At 72.4% G+C, this 18,660-nt stretch carries 14 protein-coding genes and 1 pseudogene; 12 read left to right on the top strand and 3 right to left on the bottom strand.

The features are described from left to right. Positions 1–116: 116 nt before the first annotated feature. The 8 genes from GUY60_RS17590 (at position 117) to GUY60_RS17555 (ending at position 11,024) form a co-directional block, all read left to right on the top strand. A complete protein-coding gene (locus GUY60_RS17590; RefSeq protein WP_161698865.1) occupies positions 117–3,254 on the top strand; it encodes an alpha-N-acetylglucosaminidase in 3,138 nt (1,045 codons plus the stop codon). Between the two features lie 69 nt (positions 3,255–3,323). Beyond that, positions 3,324–5,258 (top strand): hypothetical protein, encoded by a 1,935-nt coding sequence (locus GUY60_RS17585; protein WP_161698863.1) that lies wholly within the window; start codon positions 3,324–3,326, stop codon positions 5,256–5,258. Between the two features lie 169 nt (positions 5,259–5,427). Beyond that, a complete protein-coding gene (locus GUY60_RS17580; RefSeq protein ID WP_161698861.1) occupies positions 5,428–6,354 on the top strand; it encodes a metal-dependent hydrolase in 927 nt (308 codons plus the stop codon). Between the two features lies 1 nt (position 6,355). Then, positions 6,356–7,420, top strand: coding sequence for a PDR/VanB family oxidoreductase (locus GUY60_RS17575; protein WP_161698859.1), 1,065 nt, complete (start codon positions 6,356–6,358; stop codon positions 7,418–7,420). A gap of 81 nt (positions 7,421–7,501) precedes the next feature. Then, positions 7,502–8,200, top strand: coding sequence for a TetR/AcrR family transcriptional regulator (locus tag GUY60_RS17570; protein WP_161698857.1), 699 nt, complete (start codon positions 7,502–7,504; stop codon positions 8,198–8,200). Between the two features lie 95 nt (positions 8,201–8,295). Then, entirely contained in the window at positions 8,296–8,823 is a 528-nt protein-coding gene (locus GUY60_RS17565; protein ID WP_161698855.1) for a GNAT family N-acetyltransferase, read from the top strand. Between the two features lie 125 nt (positions 8,824–8,948). Beyond that, the gene (locus GUY60_RS17560; RefSeq protein WP_161698853.1) at positions 8,949–9,980 is read left to right on the top strand and encodes a LacI family DNA-binding transcriptional regulator; all 1,032 of its coding nucleotides are present in this window, start codon (positions 8,949–8,951) and stop codon (positions 9,978–9,980) included. A gap of 111 nt (positions 9,981–10,091) precedes the next feature. After that, the gene (locus tag GUY60_RS17555; RefSeq protein ID WP_161698851.1) at positions 10,092–11,024 is read left to right on the top strand and encodes a phosphatase PAP2 family protein; all 933 of its coding nucleotides are present in this window, start codon (positions 10,092–10,094) and stop codon (positions 11,022–11,024) included. Between the two features lie 55 nt (positions 11,025–11,079). Here GUY60_RS17555 and GUY60_RS17550 read toward each other — a convergent pair whose 3' ends face one another. Continuing rightward, positions 11,080–14,100, bottom strand: coding sequence for a bifunctional [glutamine synthetase] adenylyltransferase/[glutamine synthetase]-adenylyl-L-tyrosine phosphorylase (locus tag GUY60_RS17550; protein ID WP_161698849.1), 3,021 nt, complete (start codon positions 14,098–14,100; stop codon positions 11,080–11,082). A gap of 132 nt (positions 14,101–14,232) precedes the next feature. On the opposite strand from GUY60_RS17550, the gene GUY60_RS17545 reads away from it, so the two are divergent. Then, on the top strand, positions 14,233–14,745 hold the full coding sequence (locus GUY60_RS17545) for a pyridoxamine 5'-phosphate oxidase family protein (RefSeq protein ID WP_161698847.1): 513 nt from the start codon (positions 14,233–14,235) through the stop codon (positions 14,743–14,745). Between the two features lie 32 nt (positions 14,746–14,777). Next, positions 14,778–15,200, top strand: a complete 423-nt coding sequence (locus GUY60_RS17540) for a VOC family protein (RefSeq protein WP_161698845.1) — start codon at positions 14,778–14,780, stop codon at positions 15,198–15,200. Between the two features lie 57 nt (positions 15,201–15,257). On the opposite strand, the gene glnA2 is transcribed toward GUY60_RS17540, so the two are convergent. Beyond that, on the bottom strand, positions 15,258–16,619 hold the full coding sequence (gene glnA2, locus GUY60_RS17535; RefSeq protein ID WP_161698843.1) for a gamma-glutamylpolyamine synthetase GlnA2: 1,362 nt from the start codon (positions 16,617–16,619) through the stop codon (positions 15,258–15,260). A gap of 208 nt (positions 16,620–16,827) precedes the next feature. On the opposite strand from glnA2, the gene GUY60_RS17530 reads away from it, so the two are divergent. Together GUY60_RS17530 and GUY60_RS17525 are read left to right on the top strand one after the other, a co-directional pair. Then, entirely contained in the window at positions 16,828–17,520 is a 693-nt protein-coding gene (locus tag GUY60_RS17530) for a thioredoxin-like domain-containing protein (RefSeq protein ID WP_187370053.1), read from the top strand. Further along, entirely contained in the window at positions 17,517–18,197 is a 681-nt protein-coding gene (locus GUY60_RS17525) for a DUF305 domain-containing protein (RefSeq protein ID WP_161698841.1), read from the top strand. The genes GUY60_RS17530 and GUY60_RS17525 overlap by 4 nt, the downstream gene beginning before the upstream one ends. Here GUY60_RS17525 and GUY60_RS17520 read toward each other — a convergent pair. Continuing rightward, positions 18,178–18,660 (bottom strand): annotated as a pseudogene (locus GUY60_RS17520) (alpha/beta fold hydrolase); the annotation flags it as partial. The gene GUY60_RS17525 and the pseudogene GUY60_RS17520 overlap by 20 nt on opposite strands.

Below are 18,660 nucleotides of genomic sequence, written 5' to 3'. Positions count from 1 at the left end.
GTCCACCACCTCCACCCCGCCCGCCGACGCGAACGCGCCAGCTCCGTAAGCACCGTTGAGCACCACCGACCGTCCCGTTAGCGTGCGCCGCACATGACGACAGAGGGGGGCACACCATGACTGATCCGTCACGCCGCAGACTCCTGGGGACCACCGGCGCCGTCGGCCTCGGCAGCGTTCTCGGCACCGCCGTCCCGGCCTCCGCCGCGGGCCACCCCAGCCAAGACCCCACCCAAGTCCCCGCCCAAGTCCCGGCGCAGGAGACCGACTTCGACACGGGACCCGTGCGTGCCGCGCTCGGCCGGCTGCTCCCTGAGCACGCGGACCAGTTCCACCTCACCCGGCTGTCGGCGAGCGGGGAGCGGTTCCGGGTCACCGGTTCCACGGGGCGGATCACGGTCGCGGGCACGGGGCGGCTCGCCCTGCTCGCCGGGGTGCACTGGTATCTGAAGTACACGTGCGGTGCCCACATCTCCTGGTCGGGCAGCCAACTCGACCTGCCGGAGCGGCTTCCGGAGCCCGACCGCCCCCTGGAGCGCGCGGCCACCGTCCCGCACCGCTTCGTCTTCAACGACACCCACGACGGCTACACCGCCCCGTACGCGGACTGGCCCCGCTGGGAGCGCATGATCGACGTGCTCGCGCTGCACGGCTGCAACGAAGTCCTGGTCACCGCGGGGCAGGAGGCCGTCTACCACCGCCTGTTGCAGGACTTCGGGTACTCCGACACCGAGGCCCGTGGCTGGCTGCCCGCCCCCACGCACCAGCCGTGGTGGCTGCTGCAGAACATGAGCGCGTACGGCGGCCCGCTCGGTCACGAACTGATCGGCAAGCGGGCCGACTTGGGGCGGCGGATCGCGGACCGGCTGCGGGAGTTCGACATGCGGCCGGTGCTCCCCGGCTACTTCGGGACCGTCCCGGACGGCTTCGCGGAGCGCAACCCGGGCGCGCGTACGGTCCCGCAGGGCGACTGGTCGGGCCTGAAGCGGCCGGACTGGCTCGACCCGCGCACGGACTCCTTCGCCGAGGTGGCGGCCGCCTTCTACCGGCACCAGGGCGAACTGTTCGGCGAGGTCGACGTGTTCAAGATGGACCTGCTGCACGAGGGCGGCTCGGCGGGTGACGTGCCGGTGCCGGAGGCGGCGCGCGCCGTGGAGAGCGCACTGCGACGCGCACGGCCCGGCGCGACCTGGGCGATCCTCGGCTGGCAGGCGAACCCGCGCCGCGAACTCATCGACGCGCTCGACAAGCGGCACCTGCTGATCGTCGACGGCCTCTCCGACCTGGAGACCGTCACCGACCGGGAGAAGGACTGGGGCGGCGCGCCCTACGCCTTCGGCACCATCCCCAACTTCGGCGGCCGCACCACCATCGGCGCGAAGACCCATATGTGGACCGAGCGGTTCACGGTGTGGCGGGACAAGCCGGGCTCGAAGCTGGTCGGCACCGCGTACATGCCGGAGGCGGCGGAGCGCGACCCCGCGGCGCTCGAGCTGTTCACCGAACTGGCCTGGCGGGACGAGGCAGTTGACCGGGCCCAGTGGTTCCAGGAGTACGCCGACCTGCGCTACGGCGGCCGGGACGGGCAGGCCCGCGAGGCGATGGCCGCGCTGCGCGACACCGCGTACCGGATCACCAGCAAGGACGGCCGCCCGCACGACTCGATCTTCGCGGCGCGGCCGAGCCTGACCGCCAACTCCGGTACGTACTACGCCACGCACACACCCGCGTTCCCACCCGGCGGGTTCGACCGGGCGTTCGCGGCGCTGCTCGGGGTGCGGGAGCCGCTGCGCGGCTCGGACGCGTACCGCCACGACCTCACCGACGTGGCCCGGCAGGCGCTGGCCAACCGTTCCTGGCAGTTGCTGCCGCAGCTGAGGGCGGCGTACGGCAGGAAGGACCTGGAGACGTTCCGGGCACTCGCGCGGCTCTGGCTGAAGCTGATGCGGCTGAGCGAGGACGTGACCGGCTCGCACCGCGCGTTCCTGCTCGGGCCGTGGCTGGACGACGCGCTCCGGACGGCATCCTCGCCCACCGAGGCGGAGCAACTGGAGCGCACGGCCCGGGTGTTGATCACGACCTGGGCGGACCGTGCCACCGCGGACGGCGGGCGGCTCGCACGCTACGCCAACCGGGACTGGCACGGCCTGATCGGCGACTTCCACCTGCCGCAGTGGACGGCGTACCTCGACGAGCTGGAGGACGCCCTCGCCGCGGGACGCGAGCCGCGGCCCTTCGACTGGTACGCGGTCGAGGAACCATGGACGCGGGAGCGGAAGTCCTATCCGCTGCGCCCGCCGAACGACGCGTACCGCACGGCACGGCAGGCGCACGACGTCCTGGCCCGCGCCCCGTATCAGGGCACCGTCGCCCTCACCGCCGAGCCGCCCGCGTTCCCTCCCGGCGGGCACGCGCGTGTGCAGGCGGTTTTCACCAACGTCAACGGGCTGCGCGACACGGGCCAGGTGGACTTCGCGCTCACCGGCCTCGACGCTCAGCCGGAGGGCAGCACCTCGCTCCCGTCGGTGCCCGCCGCCGGCACGGGCAAGGTGACCTGGCGGGCCGAGGCCCCGGCCGAACCGCTGACGCAGCCACTGCGCCCCCTGCCGTACGAGCTGTCGGTGCGGTACGGCCCGCGTGGGGAGGACCGGGTGAGCACGGTCGTCAAGGACAGCCTGTACGTGGCCGGGCCGCTGGACCCGGCGTGGCGGACGTACACCAACAGTGCCGCTGTCTTCGGCCAGTTGGAGGGGCGGTACGCGATCAACGGCGGGGGCCAGGACCTGTGGAAGGGGACCAGCGAGTTCGGTGCCGCGTACCGCGAGGGCGCCCTGAAGGACGGGGTCACGGTGACGGTGCGGGTGGACGCGCAGGACGCCACCGGCCCCTGGGCGCGTGCGGGCATCGTGGCCCGCAACTCCCTGGCGACGCCCGGCTCCCCCGGGTTCGTGAACCTGTCGGTGACACCGGCGAACGGAGTGGCGCTCTCCTACGACACGAACGGCGACGGCACCTTGGACACGTACCAGCGGATCACGGGCATCAAGGCGCCGGTGCTGCTGCGGCTGAGACGGGAGGCCGGGACGTTTTGGGGCGCGTGCTCGACGGACGACGGGACGACCTGGCGGACGGTCGCCGAAGTGCCGGTCGGGGGCGCGACGGCCACCCAGGACGTGGGCCTCTTCATGACAGCCACCCACGGCGGCAGCGGAGCACGCGGAACGGCCGAGTTCAGCGGCTTCACCCTCGAATAGCCCCGTCAACCACCGCCGCACTCCGGCCAGTTCGGGTGACCATCTGACGATTCGCTCGTTCTGCTGAACGTGAGTTCCTCGGATGCCACCACCCGAACCGCGGCCGCAGCCACCCCCGCGCCCGTCGTCGACGTCGAGCAGGCCGAGGCCGCGCTGGTCGAGCACTACCCCCGACTCGTGCGGCTCGGCTATCTCGTACTGCCGCCGTCGCTCGGACGTAACCGCCGGGTGCTGACCGCGCACGCGATCACTCAGCGCGCCCTGCCCCGCGGTCGTGCCGCCGTGGAGCGTTCCGTGATCCCGGCGCAGCGTGCGGCGGGCGGGCGCGACGGCGACCCGGGGTACGGGTACGTACGGCTGCGGGTGCTGCGCAGCGCGCTGGAGGCGGGGCGGCCGCTGCTGCGGCGGGCCTGGCCGCGGCGCTCGCAACTGCCGTCGCTGCTGCCGCAGGTGTGGGGCCTGCGACTGTTCCCGCGCTCCGGCGGGGCCGATGAACTCGCCCTGGACCAGCGGCTCTCCGCGCTGAGCGGACCGGCCCGCGCCGCGTACGTGCTGCGTGGTCTGGAGCGGCTGGCGGACACCGAGGTGCGGCGGATGCTGGAGGCGGCCGGGGTGGCGGACCCGCACGCCGCGCTCGCGGAGGCGGACGGCGTGGACGCGGCGTACGCGCTGCTCGACTCGCCCGAGTTCGACCCGTGCTCGCTGCAGGCGCGGCCCACCGATCTGGTGCGGCGCAGACAGCACGGGCGGGCGGCGCTCGTGGCGGCGGCCGCGGCGCTGGTGTGCGGGACGTTGCTGGCCCTGCCCGGCGAAGGCTGGGGCCCGAACGGCGCTGCCGCCCCGCCGTACGCGCAGAACCCGGCGGCCGAAGCGGCCCTGGATCCGGGCCGGTTGACGCGGGTCGAGCCGGAGACCTGGCGCCGCTCGGCGCGTACGGACTTCTCGGTGTGGCCCGCCCGCGGCGCCCTCACCGACGACCGCGGGCTGCTGCGCCGGGCGCTCGCCGTGTGGGCGCGCCCCGGCACGTCCGTACAGGTGTCGGCGACCCCCGGCACCCCGTCGGGCGCACCGCCGGGACCGGCCCAACTGCTGTACGCGGGCGAGGTCGGACAGGCCCGCGTGGTGGTGCTGCACGACGGGTTGCGCCTCGTGCGGTACGCGGAGCCGCGGGACGGTACGGGCGGCGCGGCGCTGGACTTCGCGCGGGTCGACGGGGCGCAGGCGGCGTCGTCGGGTGCGGTGGTGGTGGGACGCGGAGACGGCACCGTGCGTTACCTGACGGCGCCGTGGGTGCGCGGCGCGGCGGTGCGCGACCTGCTGCGGCCGACGGAGGGCGCGCGGCCACTGCGTCGTTCGGTGGACGGGGTGACGGCCGCGTTGACCAGCGCCGCGCAGGCCACCACCTGCACCTCGGTGAGCGCGCTCGAACTGCGGGACGACAGCGGCACCCGGCTCCACGCCGACCTGGGCGAACTCACGCCCGCGCACCTCACCGCCGGGCGTCCTGAGGCGCCGCGTGAGGTCACCGGGCGGGCGGCGCAGGCGAGTTGGGCGGGTACGGCGTGCCTGCTGCCGACGGTGCGGACCCACGGGGTGCGGTCGGTGAACTCGTGGGCGTACGCGAGTCAGCGGCTGCCCGAGGGCAATGGCACGGCGACCTGGGTGTGCACGCGGGCCGACACTTGGCGGGGCACGGGCAGCAGGGTGCTCGCCCAGTTCCAGGCGCCGGGCAAGGCGACCGGCGCCGTCGCGGCCAAGGCGCAGGACTCGCCGTCCTGCGGGGTACGCGACCCCCGGGTGCTCGCCGGGGTGCTGTGGAAGTCGCGGGCGGGGAACTGGCATGTGCTCGCGGCGGGCAGCAAGGAGGTCGCCTCGGTCCGCGCCACGGGCGGCGCTGCGGGCGCGGCCCGCGGCAACGTACTCGCGGCGCCCGCCCGCAAGGGTGCGCGGGCGGAGCTCACGGGCCGGCTCGCGGACGGAACACCGGTGTCGGCGCTGCGGTAGGGGCGGTGTGCCCAGACGGTAAGGGGTGGTGTGCTCAGGCCGTAGGGGGCGGTGCGCTCAGACGGTAGGGAGCGGTGCGCTCAGGCCGTAGGGGGCGGTGTGCTCAGAGGGACGAGAAAGGTGCGTCCAAGGGGTACACCCAAGCCGTACCCGTCAGTACATTGACGCCATGTCTAATACGCAGCAGGCCTGGTCGGCCCGGGTGCCCGAGCCGCTCGCGTCCGAGCGGGTGGAACTCAAGGCCCGGAAGGTCTCCTTCGCCTGGGAGGAGACCCCGCTCCACTGGATCCCGGACGACCCCTTCGCCACGCACACCATCAACGTCCTGCATCTGCTGCTGCCCGCGGGCGAACGCTGGTTCGTGCACGTGTACAAGCAGATCCTTCCGTACATCAAGGACGAGCAACTGCGCGCCGACGTCATCGGGTTCATCGGCCAGGAGGCCATGCACTCGCAGGCCCACGACGAGGTGCTGCCGCATCTGCGGGAGCAGGGCCTCGACCCCACCCCGTACACGGCGCAGGTCGACTGGTTCTTCGAGAAGCTGCTCGGCGACCGGACGCTGCCGCCCGGCAAGGCCCGCAAGTGGTGGCTGCTCGAGCGGATCGCGCTGATCGCGGCGATCGAGCACTACACCGCATTCCTGGGCGACTGGGTGCTGAACGCCGAGGAGTTGGACCGGCGCGGCGCCGACCCGACGATGCTGGACCTGCTGCGCTGGCACGGCGCGGAGGAGGTCGAGCACCGCTCGGTGGCGTTCGAGCTGTTCATGCATCTCGACGGCTCGTACAAGCGGCGGGTGCGGACCTGGGGTCTCGCGTTCACCGCGCTGGTCTTCCTGTGGCAGCGCGGGACGCGCTTCTTCATGGAGAACGACCCGACGCTCGACGACGGCCGGGCCTCGTTCAAGGAGTTCTTCGACAGGGGCAGGCAGGGGGTGCTGCCGACGGCGGGCGCGATGGCGCGTTCCATCCCCCGCTATCTGGCCCGCGCCTACCACCCCTCGCAGGAGGGTTCCACCGAGCAGGCCGTCGCCTACCTGGCGTCGTCGCCCGCCGCCCTCGCCGCCGAGGCCCGTGAGAAGGGTGCCGCCTGACATGCCCGGATTCCGCACCGTCCTCGCCGTCACGGGTGCCGCCCTGCTCGTCAGACGGGCCGTACGGCGACGGATGGGGCACGCGCCGCTGTGGCCGATGCCCGCGCTCGACACCCCGATATCGGGCCGCCCGCGCGGCCGCGCCCAGTTGCTGACGGTGGCGGGCCGCACCGTGGTCGCCGACGGCGTGGTCCGGCTTCGCCTGGAGCCGCGCGCGGGCGCCGAACTGCCGCCCTGGGAGCCGGGCGCCCACCTCGACCTGGTGCTGCCCTCGGGCGCGGTCCGGCAGTACTCGCTCTGCGGCGACCCGGCGGACCGCTCCGCGTACACCGTGGCGACCCGGCTGATCGAGGACGGCCGCGGCGGCTCGCGCGAGGTGCACGAGCAGCTGGCCGAGGGCACCGGGATCGAGGTACGCGGGCCGCGCAACCGTTTCCCGCTGGTCTCCTCGCACGCGTACGTCTTCGTGGCCGGTGGCATCGGCATCACGCCGATCCTGCCGATGCTGCGCGCGGCACAGGCGGCGGGCGCCGAGTGGCGGCTCGTGTACGCGGGCCGTACGCGCGCGTCGATGCCGTTCCTTGACGAGGTGGAGCGGATCGGGGGCGCCGGGCGGGTCACGGTGCTCGCCGAGGACGAGACCGGACGGCCGGACCCGGCCGCGCTGTTCGACGGAATCCCGCCCGCCGCGGCCGTCTACTGCTGCGGGCCCGAGGGCCTGATGGACGCGGTGGCCGCCGCGCTGCCGACGGGCAGCACGCTGCATCTGGAGCGGTTCACTCCGGCCGCGGCCACCGAGGGCAACGCCCCGTTCGAGCTCGAACTGCGGCGCAGCCGCACCACGGTGACCGTCGCCGCCGACGAGACGGCGCTCACGGCGGTGCGCCGGGAGCTGCCGGACATCGCGTACTCCTGCGCGCAGGGCTTCTGCGGTACGTGCCAACAGCGGGTGGTGGCGGGCGAGGTGGAGCACCGGGACGAGTTGCTCACGGACGAGGAGCGGCGCGACTCCATGCTGATCTGCGTGTCCCGCGCGCGGGGCGGCAAGCTGACCCTCGACCTGTAGGCCCCGGTTGTTCCCCACCGGACGGCCCGACGGACCGGACGGGCCGGACGTGAACGCACCCCGGCCCGTTAGGGTGTTCGTATGACGACCGGGGTGCGCCGCAGGATGGGGGTCGAGGAGCGGCGACAGCAGCTGATCGCCGTAGCGCTCGAGCTGTTCAGCCACCGCTCCCCCGACGAGGTCTCCATCGACGAGATAGCCACCGCGGCGGGAATATCCCGCCCGCTGGTGTACCACTACTTCCCGGGCAAGCTCAGCCTGTACGAGGCGGCGCTGCGCAAGGCCGCCGAGGATCTGGCGGAGCGCTTCCGGGAGCCGCGCGAGGGCCCGCTCGGGGCGCGGCTGTTGCGGGTGATGGGCCGTTTCTTCGACTTCGTGGACGAGCACGGCCCCGGCTTCTCGGCCCTGATGCGCGGCGGCCCCGCGGTGGGCTCCTCGGCCACCAACGCCCTGATCGACTCGGTGCGGCAGGCGGCGTACGAGCAGATCCTCGCGCACCTGGACATCAGGGTGCCGTCCGCCCGGCTCGAACTCGTCGTGCGCTCCTGGGTCTCGCTCGCCGAGTCCACGGCGCTGCTCTGGCTGGACGGCCGCCAAGTGCCGCGTGCCGAGCTGGAGTTGCAGCTGGTGCACGACTTCGGGGCGCTGACCGCGGTGAGCGCGGCGTACGACGACGAGATGGCGGCGATCCTGCGCCGCGTGCTTGCCACGGAGCCGCCCGAGGGCCCGTTCGGCGACCTGGTCGAGCGCCTGGTGACCCTGGTCCCGTCCCCCCGCTGACCCCGCCGACCCACTGACCCCGCTGACCCCCGCTCTCCCCGTGAACTCGGGCCCCCGGCACGCCCCTTCACCACCCGCGCCGCATAATTCCGGGCATGAGAACTGACCTTGCCCACGAGCTCACCCTCCGGCACGCCACCGACAGCGAAGCGGACCTGACCACGCTGGTCGAGCTGTACGACGGGGCCGCCCGGTGGATGGCCGAGCGTGGCATCGAGCAGTGGAAGCCCGGCGGGAAGGACGCCGCGCACTTCCGGGCCCGGATGGAACAGGGCGAGGTCTGGCTGGCCTCCCGTGACGAAGTCGCCGTAGGCGCCTGGGAGTTGTGGTGGGAGGACATAGCCGCCTGGGGGGTCAGGGAGCCGGTGGCCGGATATGTGCACCGCCTGATGACGGCCCGCGACGCGGCGCCCGGCACCGGCCGCGCGCTCCTCGCCGCGGCCGAGCGCCGGATCGCGGACCGGGGCCGCGCCCTCAGCCGCCTCGACTGCGTCTCATCCAACCCGCGGCTTCGCGCGTACTACGAGTCGGCCGGGTACACGGTCGCCGGCGAGCTGACCGACAAGGTGGCCGCGGACGGCAGTACGTACGGTGTGACGCTGCTCGAGAAGCGGCTCGGCTGAACGCCCGGACGGCGCCAACTGGGCGGCACCACCCTCCCGTTCCCCTCCGCGCGGAACGCCTCCGGACCTGCTCGGTTGTCCACATGTGGTGGGCAGTGCGAGATCCGCCCGGTACAGTCCAGGCCATGACCGCGAGGCTTGCCGACATCGCAGCCCAGGCGGGGGTCAGCGAGGCCACGGTCAGCAGGGTGCTGAACGGAAAGCCGGGCGTCGCCGCGACCACCCGCCAGTCCGTGCTTGCCGCCCTCGACGTGCTCGGCTACGAACGCCCGGTGCGGCTGCGCAGCCGCAGCGCGGGCCTGGTCGGACTGATCACCCCTGAGCTGGAGAACCCGATCTTCCCGGCCCTCGCCCAGGTCATCGGACAGGCCCTGACCCGGCAGGGGTACACCCCGGTCCTGGCCACCCAGACACCCGGCGGTTCCACCGAGGACGAGCTCACCGAGATGCTGGTGGACCGCGGGGTCAGCGGCATCATCTTCGTCTCCGGTCTGCACGCCGACACCACGGCGGACATGGAGCGGTACGAGCAGCTGCGCGCCCAGGGCGTGCCCTTCGTGCTTGTGGACGGCTTCTCGCCGAAGGTGCGGGCCCCGTTCATCTCCCCCGACGACCGGGCCGCGATGAGCCTGGCCGTGACCCACCTCGTCTCGCTCGGGCACACGGACATCGGGCTCGCCCTGGGCCCGAAGCGGTTCGTGCCGGTGCAGCGGAAGATCGAGGGGTTCGTGCAGGCGGTGCGGGAGCAGCTCGGCCTGCGCGACGAGGAGATCCACGACCGCCTGGTGCAGCACTCGCTGTACACCCTGGAGGGCGGGCAGGCGGCGGCCACGGCCCTGCTCGACCGCGGCTGCACGGCCGTGGTGTGCGCGAGCGACATGATGGCCCTCGGTGCCATACGGGCGGCGCGGCAGCGCGGCCTCGAGGTCCCGGACGACATCTCGGTGGTCGGCTTCGACGACTCCCCGCTGATCGCCTTCACCGACCCGCCGCTGACCACGGTGCGCAAGCCGGTCACGGCGATGGGCCAGGCCGCGGTGAACACACTCCTCGAAGAGATCGCCGGAACTCCCACTCCTCAGAGCGAATTCGTGTTCATGCCCGAACTGGTGGTTCGCGGTTCAACCGCTTCCGCCCCTAAGGGTTCCCGCCCCTGAATTCCGGGGTTCCGTACACCCTGAACATCATTCCTGAGACGTAGAAAATGCAGCCCGGACCCACCCGGAGGATGATCGGGCAAAGGGGAGGATCTGGCAGACTTTCTCTCCATGGGTGACACGACTGTGAACACAGGGAAAGGCCCGGAAGCGGCCTGCACATCACCCATCGACGGCGAAGTCGGAGCCCCCGCGGCCCACTCGCTCCTGCGCCGGCTGCGCAGCCCCCGGCGTCCCCGCCTCTGGTACGAGCTGGCCTTGATCGCGGTCAGTTACTGGCTGTACTCCCTCGTCCGCAATGCGGTACCGGAACAGAAAACGGCGGCACTGCAGAACGCCGACTGGATCTGGCAGGCGGAACGCGCGGTCGGCCTCGGATTCGAGCGGGCCGTCAACCACTCCGTGGATTCCGTGACATGGCTCGTCGTCGGCATGAACTACTACTACGCGACCTTGCATTTCGTGGTCACGATCGGCGTGCTCGTATGGCTCTACCGCCGGCATCCGGGGCGGTACGCGGCAATGCGTACGGTCCTCTTCGTGACCACCGGAATCGCCCTGGTCGGTTTCTACTTCTTCCCGCTCGCCCCGCCCCGGCTGTTCGACGGCGGCGGCTTCATCGACACGGTCGTGGTGCACCAGACCTGGGGTTCGATGGCGTCCGGCGACCTGAAGCACATGACCAACCAGTACGCGGCGATGCCGTCCATGCACATCGGCTGGTCCCTCTGGTGCGGCCTCGCCGTGTTCGCGCTGTCCCGGGTGCGCTGGGTGCGGGTGCTCGCGGTGCTGTACCCGGTCACGACGCTTGTGGTCATCATCGCGACGGGCAACCACTTCTGGCTCGACGCGGTGGGCGGCCTGCTCTGCCTCCTCGTCGGCCTCGGCGTGACCCGCCTCTGGTACGGCAGGGCCCCGCACCGGGCGCCCCGAGAGGGGCGCGGGGAACTGCGCGCCCAGCCGCCACGGGCCGGCGGAGAACCGGCGACGCCGCCTGGCGCATCAGCCCGTCCGGCCCTTGAGGACGAGCCCGCAGGGCGATGACGCGGGCCATGACGGTGCCGGACGGTGCCCGAGCCGACACTGCCGCACGGACCGCCTACCCCGCAGCCCCGTAGAACAGCTCCTCCACCACGGCCCGTGCGCGGCGGGTGATCCGTCGGTAGTCGTCGATCATCTCGCCGACCGTGCCCGGCTCGTACCCGAGATAGCGGCCGACCGCGGCCAGCTCGCGGCCGTCCGACGGGAAGGTGTCGCCGGCCCGGCCGCGCACCAGCATCACCGCGTTCCGCACCCGGGTGGCGAGCACCCAGGCCTCGTCGAGTACCGACGCGTCCTCGGTGGAAAGCAGCTCCGCCGCGCAGGCCGCGGCGAGCGCCTCACGGGTCCTGGTGGTGCGCAGACCCGGCTCCGCCCAGCCCTGCTGCAACTGGAGGAGCTGCACGGCCCACTCGACGTCCGACAGGCCGCCGCGGCCCAGCTTGGCGTGCAGCGTCGGGTCGGCGCCGCGCGGCATCCGCTCGGCCTCCATCCGGGCCTTGAGGCGGCGGATCTCGCGCACCGCGTCGTCGCCGAGGCCCTCGGCGGGGTAGCGCAGCGGGTCGATCAGCTCGACGAAACGGCGCCCCAGGTCCGCGTCGCCCGCGACCGGCTCGGCACGCAGCAGCGCCTGGCTCTCCCAGACGTGCGACCAGCGGCGGTAGTACGCGGCGTACGAGCCGAGGGTGCGGACCAGGGGGCCGCTCTTGCCCTCGGGCCGCAGGTCGGCGTCGATGAGCAGCGGCGGGTCGGCGGTGGGCAGCTGGAGCAGGCGGCGCATCTCGGCGACCACATGGTTCGCGGCACGGGACGCCTCCTGCTCGTCGACGCCCTCGCGCGGTTCGTGCACGAGGAGCACGTCGGCGTCGGAGCCGTAGCCCAGCTCGTGGCCGCCGAAGCGGCCCATGCCGATGACCGCGAACCGGGTGGGCAGCTCGTCCCCCCAGCCGGCGCGGACGACGGCGCGCAGCGTCCCGGCGAGGGTGGCGGCCGTGAGGTCGGAGATCGCGTTCCCGACCCGGTCGACGAGCGCGCCGGGATCGGCTTCGGCGGGGCTCTCCTCGGTGCCGTACGAGCCGATCAGGTCGCCCGCGGCCGTACGGAACAGCTCGCGGCGGCGTACCCCGCGGGCGACCGCCACCGCGTGTTCGGCGCCGTCGGAGCGGCGCACCGCGGCGAGGATCTCCTGCTCCAGGTGGTCCCGGTCGCGGGGTTCGAGGCCGCGGGGGTCGCCGAGCAGCGCGACCGCTTCGGGCGCGCGCAGCAGCAGGTCGGGGGCGAGCCGGCCGGCGGACAGGACGCGGGCGAGGTTCTCCGCGGCGGCGCCCTCGTCGCGGAGCAGCCGCAGGTACCAGGGGGTCTTGCCGAGCGCGTCGGAGACCTTGCGGAAGCCGAGCAGTCCGGCGTCCGGGTCGGCGGAGTCCGCGAACCAGCCGAGCAGTACGGGCAGCAGGGTGCGCTGGATCGCGGCCTTGCGGGTGACGCCGGAGGCGAGGGCCTCCAGGTGGCGCAAGGCGGCGGCCGGGTCCGCGTACCCGAGGGCGACGAGGCGCTCGCGGGCGGCGTCCGCGGAGAGCCGGGTCTCGCCGGGGGCGAGCTGGGCCACGGCATCCAGGAGCGGGCGGTAGAACAGCTTCTCGTGCAGGCGGCGCACCACGGACGCGTGCCGTTTCCAGGCGCGGTTCAGCTCGGCGACCGGGTCGGTGCGCAGGCCGAGGGAGCGGCCGAGGCGCCGCAGGCCCGGCTCGTCCTCGGGGACCAGGTGGGTGCGGCGCAGGCGGTAGAGCTGGATGCGGTGCTCCATGGCGCGCAGGAAGCGGTACGCGTCGTCGAGCTGGGCGGCGTCGGCGCGGCCCACGTACCCGCCTTCGGCGAGGGCCTTCAGGGCTTCGAGGGTGCTGCCGCTGCGCAGCGTGGCGTCGGCCCTGCCGTGCACCAACTGCAGCATCTGGACGGCGAATTCGACGTCCCGGAGGCCGCCGGGGCCGAGCTTCAGTTCGCGTTCGATCTCGGTGGCGGGGATGCCCTCGACGACGCGGCGGCGCATCTTCTGCACGTCGGGTACGAAGTTGTCGCGTTCGGCGGCTTGCCAGACGAGTGGGGCGAGGGTCGCCACGTACTCCTCGCCGAGTTCGGGGTCACCGGCGACCGGGCGGGCCTTGAGCAGGGCCTGGAACTCCCAGGTCTTCGCCCAGCGCTGGTAGTACGCGAGGTGCGAGGAGAGGGTGCGCACCAGCGGGCCGTTGCGCCCCTCGGGGCGGAGGTTGGCGTCGACGGGCCAGATGGTGCCCTCGACGTTCGTCTCGGAGCAGATCCGCATCATGTGCGAGGCGAGCCGGGTGGCGGCCTGCATGGCTTTCGTCTCGTCGGCTCCGTCGCCGCCGAAGGCTCCGTCGGCGGGCTCGGCGACGAAGATGACGTCGACGTCGGAGACGTAGTTCAGCTCGTGGCCGCCGCACTTGCCCATGGCGATCACCGCGAGCGAGCAGAGCGCGGCGTCCTCGGGGGCGGCGGCGCGGGCGATGGCGAGGGCGGCGCGGAGGGTGGCGGTGGCGAGGTCGGCGAGTTCGGCGGCGGTCTCGGCGACGTCGGTGGTGCCGCAGACGTCGCGCGCGGCGATGGAGAGCAGGCAGCGGCGGTAGGCGACGCGCAGCGACACCGGGTCGGTGGCATCGGCGAGGCCCTGCTCGAACTCCTCGACGCCCGGGTGCAGATCGGCCGCCTCGTACGTCACCAGGGCCTGCCAGTCGCGGGGGTGGCGGGCCAGGTGGTCGCCGAGTGCCTCGGAGGCGCCGAGCACCCCGAGGAGGCGGTCGCGCAGCGGCTTCGCGGCCAGCAGGGTGTCGAGCAGCGACTGCCGCTCGGCGGGGTCGTCCGCGGGCTGCGCCTCGACGAGCCGGACCAGGCCGAGCAGCGCCAGGTCGGGGTCGGCGGTGGCACCGAGTGCGTCGAGCAGCACGGGGTCGGTATGGACCGGGGCGAGCGCGGGGCTGTCGAGGAGCCGCGCGGATGTGGAGGCATCGGTGAAGCCGTGCCGCAGCAGCCGTGTGAACGTACTGCTTCTCCGCCCCGGCGTGGTCATGTTCGGCCTCCCGTGTGATCACGTCGTACGGAAGTGAGCGTAGTCGCAGTGACCGGTGTCGGAACCTTCGGCAAGTGCCGTTCCGCTGCGGGGCGCGCGGCGGCGGGGCAGGATCGGTTGGAGGAGGCCGACATGCCGAACAGCAACACACCACGGGGCGAGGTCGACACCCGTTACAGCAGTGCGGGCGCCGTCGCGCCCGACTGGTCCGAGACCGAGGCGCGACTGCGGGACGCGGAACTCTTCTGGATCTCCACGGTGCGCCCCGACGGCCACCCGCACGTCACGCCGCTGCCCGCGGTGTGGGCGGACGGCGCACTGCACTTCGCCACCGGCGCCGAGGAGCGCAAGGCCCGCAACCTCGCGGACAACCCGCAGGTGGTCCTGACCACCGGCACGAACACCTGGGACCAGGGGTACGACCTGGTGGTGGAGGGCACGGCCGTCCGGGTCGCCGACGACGCGCGGCTGCGTGTCCTCGCTCGCGCCTGGGAGGAGAAGTACGGCCCGTTCTGGCACTACGAGGTGCGGGACGGCCACTTCCAGCACGGCGCGGGCAGTGCGCTGGTCTTCGCGGTCGCCCCGCGCAAGGTGCTCGGTTTCGGCAAGGGCGAGCCGTTCAGCCAGACCCGCTGGCAGTTCTGAGACCGCGGGCCGATCAGTCAAGGAGCAGAACGATGGAGTACACCCTCGAGGTCATCATGGTGCCCGTCTCGGACGTGGACCGGGCCAAGGAGTTCTACCGCGACAAGCTCGGCTTCCACGCCGACTTCGACGGCGACGTCATGCCGGGCATCCGCATCGTCCAGCTCACCCCGCCCGGCTCGGGCTGTTCGGTGGCACTGAGCAACAACCTCTCGGCCCTGAACCTCGACCCGGTCCCCACGCCGGGCTCGTACCAGGGGCTGCAGTTGTGCGTGCCGGACATCAAGGCGGCCCACAAGGAACTGTCCGGACGCGGCGTGCAGGTGACCGACCCGGTGTCGTACGCGGAGCAGGACGGCGGCACGTTCATGTACTTCAAGGACCCGGACGGCAACGGCTGGGCGATCCAGGAGTACCGCGTACGTGCGGAGAAGCCGCTGCGGTCGGTGATCTGACGCCGACGGCGACGGGGTGGTGCGGGGCACGCGCCCCGCACCACCCCGTCAACTCCCTTACAGAACCGGCAGGTTCTTCCGCAGCTCGAAGGCCGTGACCTCGCTGCGGTACTCCTCCCACTCCTGCTTCTTGTTGCGCAGGAAGAAGTCGTACACGTGCTCCCCCAGCGTCTCGGCGACGAGTTCGCTGCGTTCCATCAGGGCGATGGCCTCGCCGAGGTTCTGCGGCAGAGGCTCGATGCCGAGGGCGCGGCGTTCGGCGTCGCGGAGGGCCCAGACGTCGTCGTCGGCGCCGGGCGGGAGTTCGTAGCCCTCCTCGATGCCCTTGAGGCCGGCGGCGAGCAGGACCGCGTAGGCGAGGTAGGGGTTGGCGCCGGAGTCGATGGAGCGGACCTCGACACGGGCCGAGCCGGTCTTGCCTGGCTTGTACATGGGGACGCGGATCAGGGCCGAGCGGTTGTTGTGGCCCCAGCAGATGTACGAGGGGGCCTCGCCGCCCGCGCCCGCGGTGCGCTCCGAGCCGCCCCAGATGCGCTTGTAGGAGTTGACCCACTGGTTGGTGACCGCGGAGATCTCCGCGGCGTGCCGGAGCAGGCCGGCGATGAACGAGCGGCCGACCTTGGAGAGTTGGTACTCGGAGCCGGACTCGTAGAACGCGTTGCGGTCGCCCTCGAAGAGCGAGAGGTGGGTGTGCATGCCCGAGCCGGGGTGCTCGGAGAACGGCTTGGGCATGAAGGTCGCGTTGACCCCCTGCTCGAGCGCGACCTGCTTCATGACCAGGCGGAACGTCATGATGTTGTCGGCGGTGGAGAGCGCGTCCGCGTACCGCAGGTCGATCTCCTGCTGGCCCGGCGCACCCTCGTGGTGGCTGAACTCGACCGAGATGCCCATGGATTCGAGCATCGTGATGGCCTGCCGGCGGAAGTCCATGCCGACGTTCTGCGGGGTGTGGTCGAAGTAGCCGGAGTTGTCGGCGGGGGTGGGGCGGGTGCCGTCCAGCGGCTTGTCCTTGAGCAGGAAGAACTCGATCTCGGGGTGGGTGTAGAAGGTGAAGCCCAGGTCCGAGGTCTTGGCGAGGATGCGCTTGAGGACGAAGCGGGGGTCGGCGTACGACGGGGAGCCGTCCGGCATGAGGATGTCGCAGAACATCCGGGCGGTGCCCGGGGCCTCCGCGCGCCACGGCAGGATCTGGAACGTCGCCGGGTCGGGCTTGGCGATCATGTCCGATTCGTAGACCCGGGCGAAGCCCTCGATCGCGGAGCCGTCGAAGCCGATGCCCTCGTCGAAGGCCTGCTCCAGCTCGGCCGGGGCGACCGCGACCGACTTGAGGAAGCCCAGGACGTCGGTGAACCACAGGCGTACGAAGCGGATGTCGCGTTCCTCGAGCGTGCGGAGCACGAATTCCTGCTGCTTGTCCATAGCTACATCCTTGCAGTTCAGACGGTCTGTGCACCACCGCCCCGGCACGGTTGGAGGCTTCAGTATCGAGGCCGGGGGTTTCCGCCAGATTACGGGCCCCTTGTGGCGTACGACATCCCGGTGGCCACTACGATCAGCGGGCCGCACAGCGGGCCGCCAGCACCCGTCTTCCGTACCTTTCCGTAAGCGAGCACCGAAGGACATGGCCATGGGTTCCAGCAATTCTTCGTCGAACGCGCGCAAGGCCCGAATAGAGGAGATGCGCCGCGCCGACCGGGCGCGTGAGCGCCGCAACCGGACCATCGCGATCGTGGTGTCGGCGGCCGTGGTCGCCGGGCTCGTCGGCTTCGGCTCGTATCTGTTCATCACGGATCAGAACGAGAAGAAGGAGGAGGCGGCGCGGGTCGCGGCCGAGCAGAAGCGGCAGGACAAGGCGCGCAAGGACGCGGCCGGGAAGTCCGTCGAGGGCGAGAAAAGCTGGGACGCGAAGAAGCTGGGACGCACCCATGTCACCAAGCCGGTGGACTACCCGATGACCCCTCCGGTCGGCGGCGACCACGACCAGGTGTGGATGAACTGCAACGGCGATGTCTACGAGAAGGCCGTCCCGGACAGGCACGCGGTGCACTCTCTGGAGCACGGGGCCGTTTGGGTGACGTACAACGCGCAGGCGAAGCCCGCCGACCTCAAGGCGCTGCGGGCGAAGGTGAGCGCGACCCCGTACTCCCTGATGAGTCCGGTGAACGAGCAGAAGGGCGCGCTGATGCTGAGCGCCTGGGGCAAGCAGCTGACCGTGGACAGCGCGAAGGACCCGCGGGTGGACCTGTTCTTCGCCAAGTACGTGCAGGGCAAGCAGACCCCCGAGCCGGGCGCGGCCTGCACGGGTGGGATGGCGCAGTGAGGAAGGCGGGGTGGGTCGCCGTGTGCGCGGCGGTGGTGTTCGCCGCCGCCGGGGGCGGGGTGACCGCCGCGCTCGCGGGCGGCACGGTCCACGACCCCGCACCGGCGGCCGCGCCCGAGCACCCGTCGGCGGACTCCGCGGACGCGGGCTTCGCCCGGGACATGGCGGTGCACCACCAGCAGGCCGTGGAGATGTCCTTCGTCGTACGGGACCGCACGGACGACGAGGAGGTCCGCAGGCTCGCGTACGACATCGCCAACACGCAGGCCAACCAGCGCGGCATGATGCTCGGCTGGCTCGACCTGTGGGGGCTGCCGAAGGTGTCGGCCGGACCCCCGATGGCGTGGATGGACATGGGCGATATGGATGACATGCCCGGCATGGAGCACGGTTCCGGGCACGGTGGCGGCCAGGAGGCGGACCACGACGGGGCGTTGATGCCCGGTATGGCCACCAAGGCCGAGCTAGCGCGGCTCGCGAAGGCGGACGGTGAGCGGGCCGAGGTGCTGTTCCTGAAGCTGATGACGGAGCACCACAAGGGCGGGGTGCACATGGCTCAGGGCTGTGTGGACCAGTGCCGTCCGGGGGTGGAGCGCGATCTGGCGGAGGGCATGGTGACGGCCCAGGAGTCGGAGCTGCGGCTCATGGCGGACCTGCTCAAGGCGCGGGGCGCGTAGCCGGGCCGAGGTCGAGGTCGAGGACCGCGCGGGCCACGTCGTGCGGCCGGTCGAGCATGACGAGGTGTCCGGCCTCGGGCGAGGTGCGGAACTCGGCGCCGAGCCGTCCGGCCAGGGCGCGCTGCCGCTCCAGCCAGCGCCGTTCCGCGCCCGCCGCGAGCACGGTCACGGGCAGCCCGGCGGGAAGCGTGAACTGCCGTCGTACGTATACGAGTTGGGCCGCGACATCGGCGTAGGTGGCGTGCTCGGCGAGGAGTGCGCGGGCGGAGCGGCTGGTGCCGTAGGTGCGGCGTACGAGGGCGTACGGGGCCGGGTCGGCGCTGCCCGCGCGGGACAGCCGTACGGAGGCGCGGCGCAGCGTGGGGCCGAGGGCGCGGGGCATGCCGGTGGCGGTCAGTGCCGTGCCGCACGCGCGCGTGAAGGCGGCGCGCAGGGCGGGGGCGGGGCTGTCTCTTATACACAC

Origin of the sequence: Streptomyces boluensis, assembly GCF_009908195.1 — a bacterium.
In the GTDB taxonomy this organism is placed as follows: Bacteria; Actinomycetota; Actinomycetes; order Streptomycetales; family Streptomycetaceae; genus Streptomyces; species Streptomyces boluensis.
This window is presented reverse-complemented; position numbering and strand designations above follow the sequence as displayed.

What these genes read in the sequence shown, in the direction of transcription:
- GUY60_RS17580 (WP_161698861.1), top strand. Translation starts at nt 5,428, where the DNA reads ATGTCTAATACGCAGCAGGCCTGGTCGGCCCGGGTGCCCGAGCCGCTC.
- GUY60_RS17540 (WP_161698845.1), top strand. Translation starts at nt 14,778, where the DNA reads ATGGAGTACACCCTCGAGGTCATCATGGTGCCCGTCTCGGACGTGGAC.
- GUY60_RS17590 (WP_161698865.1), top strand. Translation starts at nt 117, where the DNA reads ATGACTGATCCGTCACGCCGCAGACTCCTGGGGACCACCGGCGCCGTC.
- GUY60_RS17565 (WP_161698855.1), top strand. Translation starts at nt 8,296, where the DNA reads ATGAGAACTGACCTTGCCCACGAGCTCACCCTCCGGCACGCCACCGAC.
- GUY60_RS17555 (WP_161698851.1), top strand. Translation starts at nt 10,092, where the DNA reads ATGGGTGACACGACTGTGAACACAGGGAAAGGCCCGGAAGCGGCCTGC.
- GUY60_RS17550 (WP_161698849.1), bottom strand. Translation starts at nt 14,100, where the DNA reads ATGACCACGCCGGGGCGGAGAAGCAGTACGTTCACACGGCTGCTGCGG.
- GUY60_RS17570 (WP_161698857.1), top strand. Translation starts at nt 7,502, where the DNA reads ATGACGACCGGGGTGCGCCGCAGGATGGGGGTCGAGGAGCGGCGACAG.
- GUY60_RS17530 (WP_187370053.1), top strand. Translation starts at nt 16,828, where the DNA reads ATGGGTTCCAGCAATTCTTCGTCGAACGCGCGCAAGGCCCGAATAGAG.
- GUY60_RS17545 (WP_161698847.1), top strand. Translation starts at nt 14,233, where the DNA reads ATGCCGAACAGCAACACACCACGGGGCGAGGTCGACACCCGTTACAGC.
- GUY60_RS17560 (WP_161698853.1), top strand. Translation starts at nt 8,949, where the DNA reads ATGACCGCGAGGCTTGCCGACATCGCAGCCCAGGCGGGGGTCAGCGAG.
- glnA2 (WP_161698843.1), bottom strand. Translation starts at nt 16,619, where the DNA reads ATGGACAAGCAGCAGGAATTCGTGCTCCGCACGCTCGAGGAACGCGAC.
- GUY60_RS17575 (WP_161698859.1), top strand. Translation starts at nt 6,356, where the DNA reads ATGCCCGGATTCCGCACCGTCCTCGCCGTCACGGGTGCCGCCCTGCTC.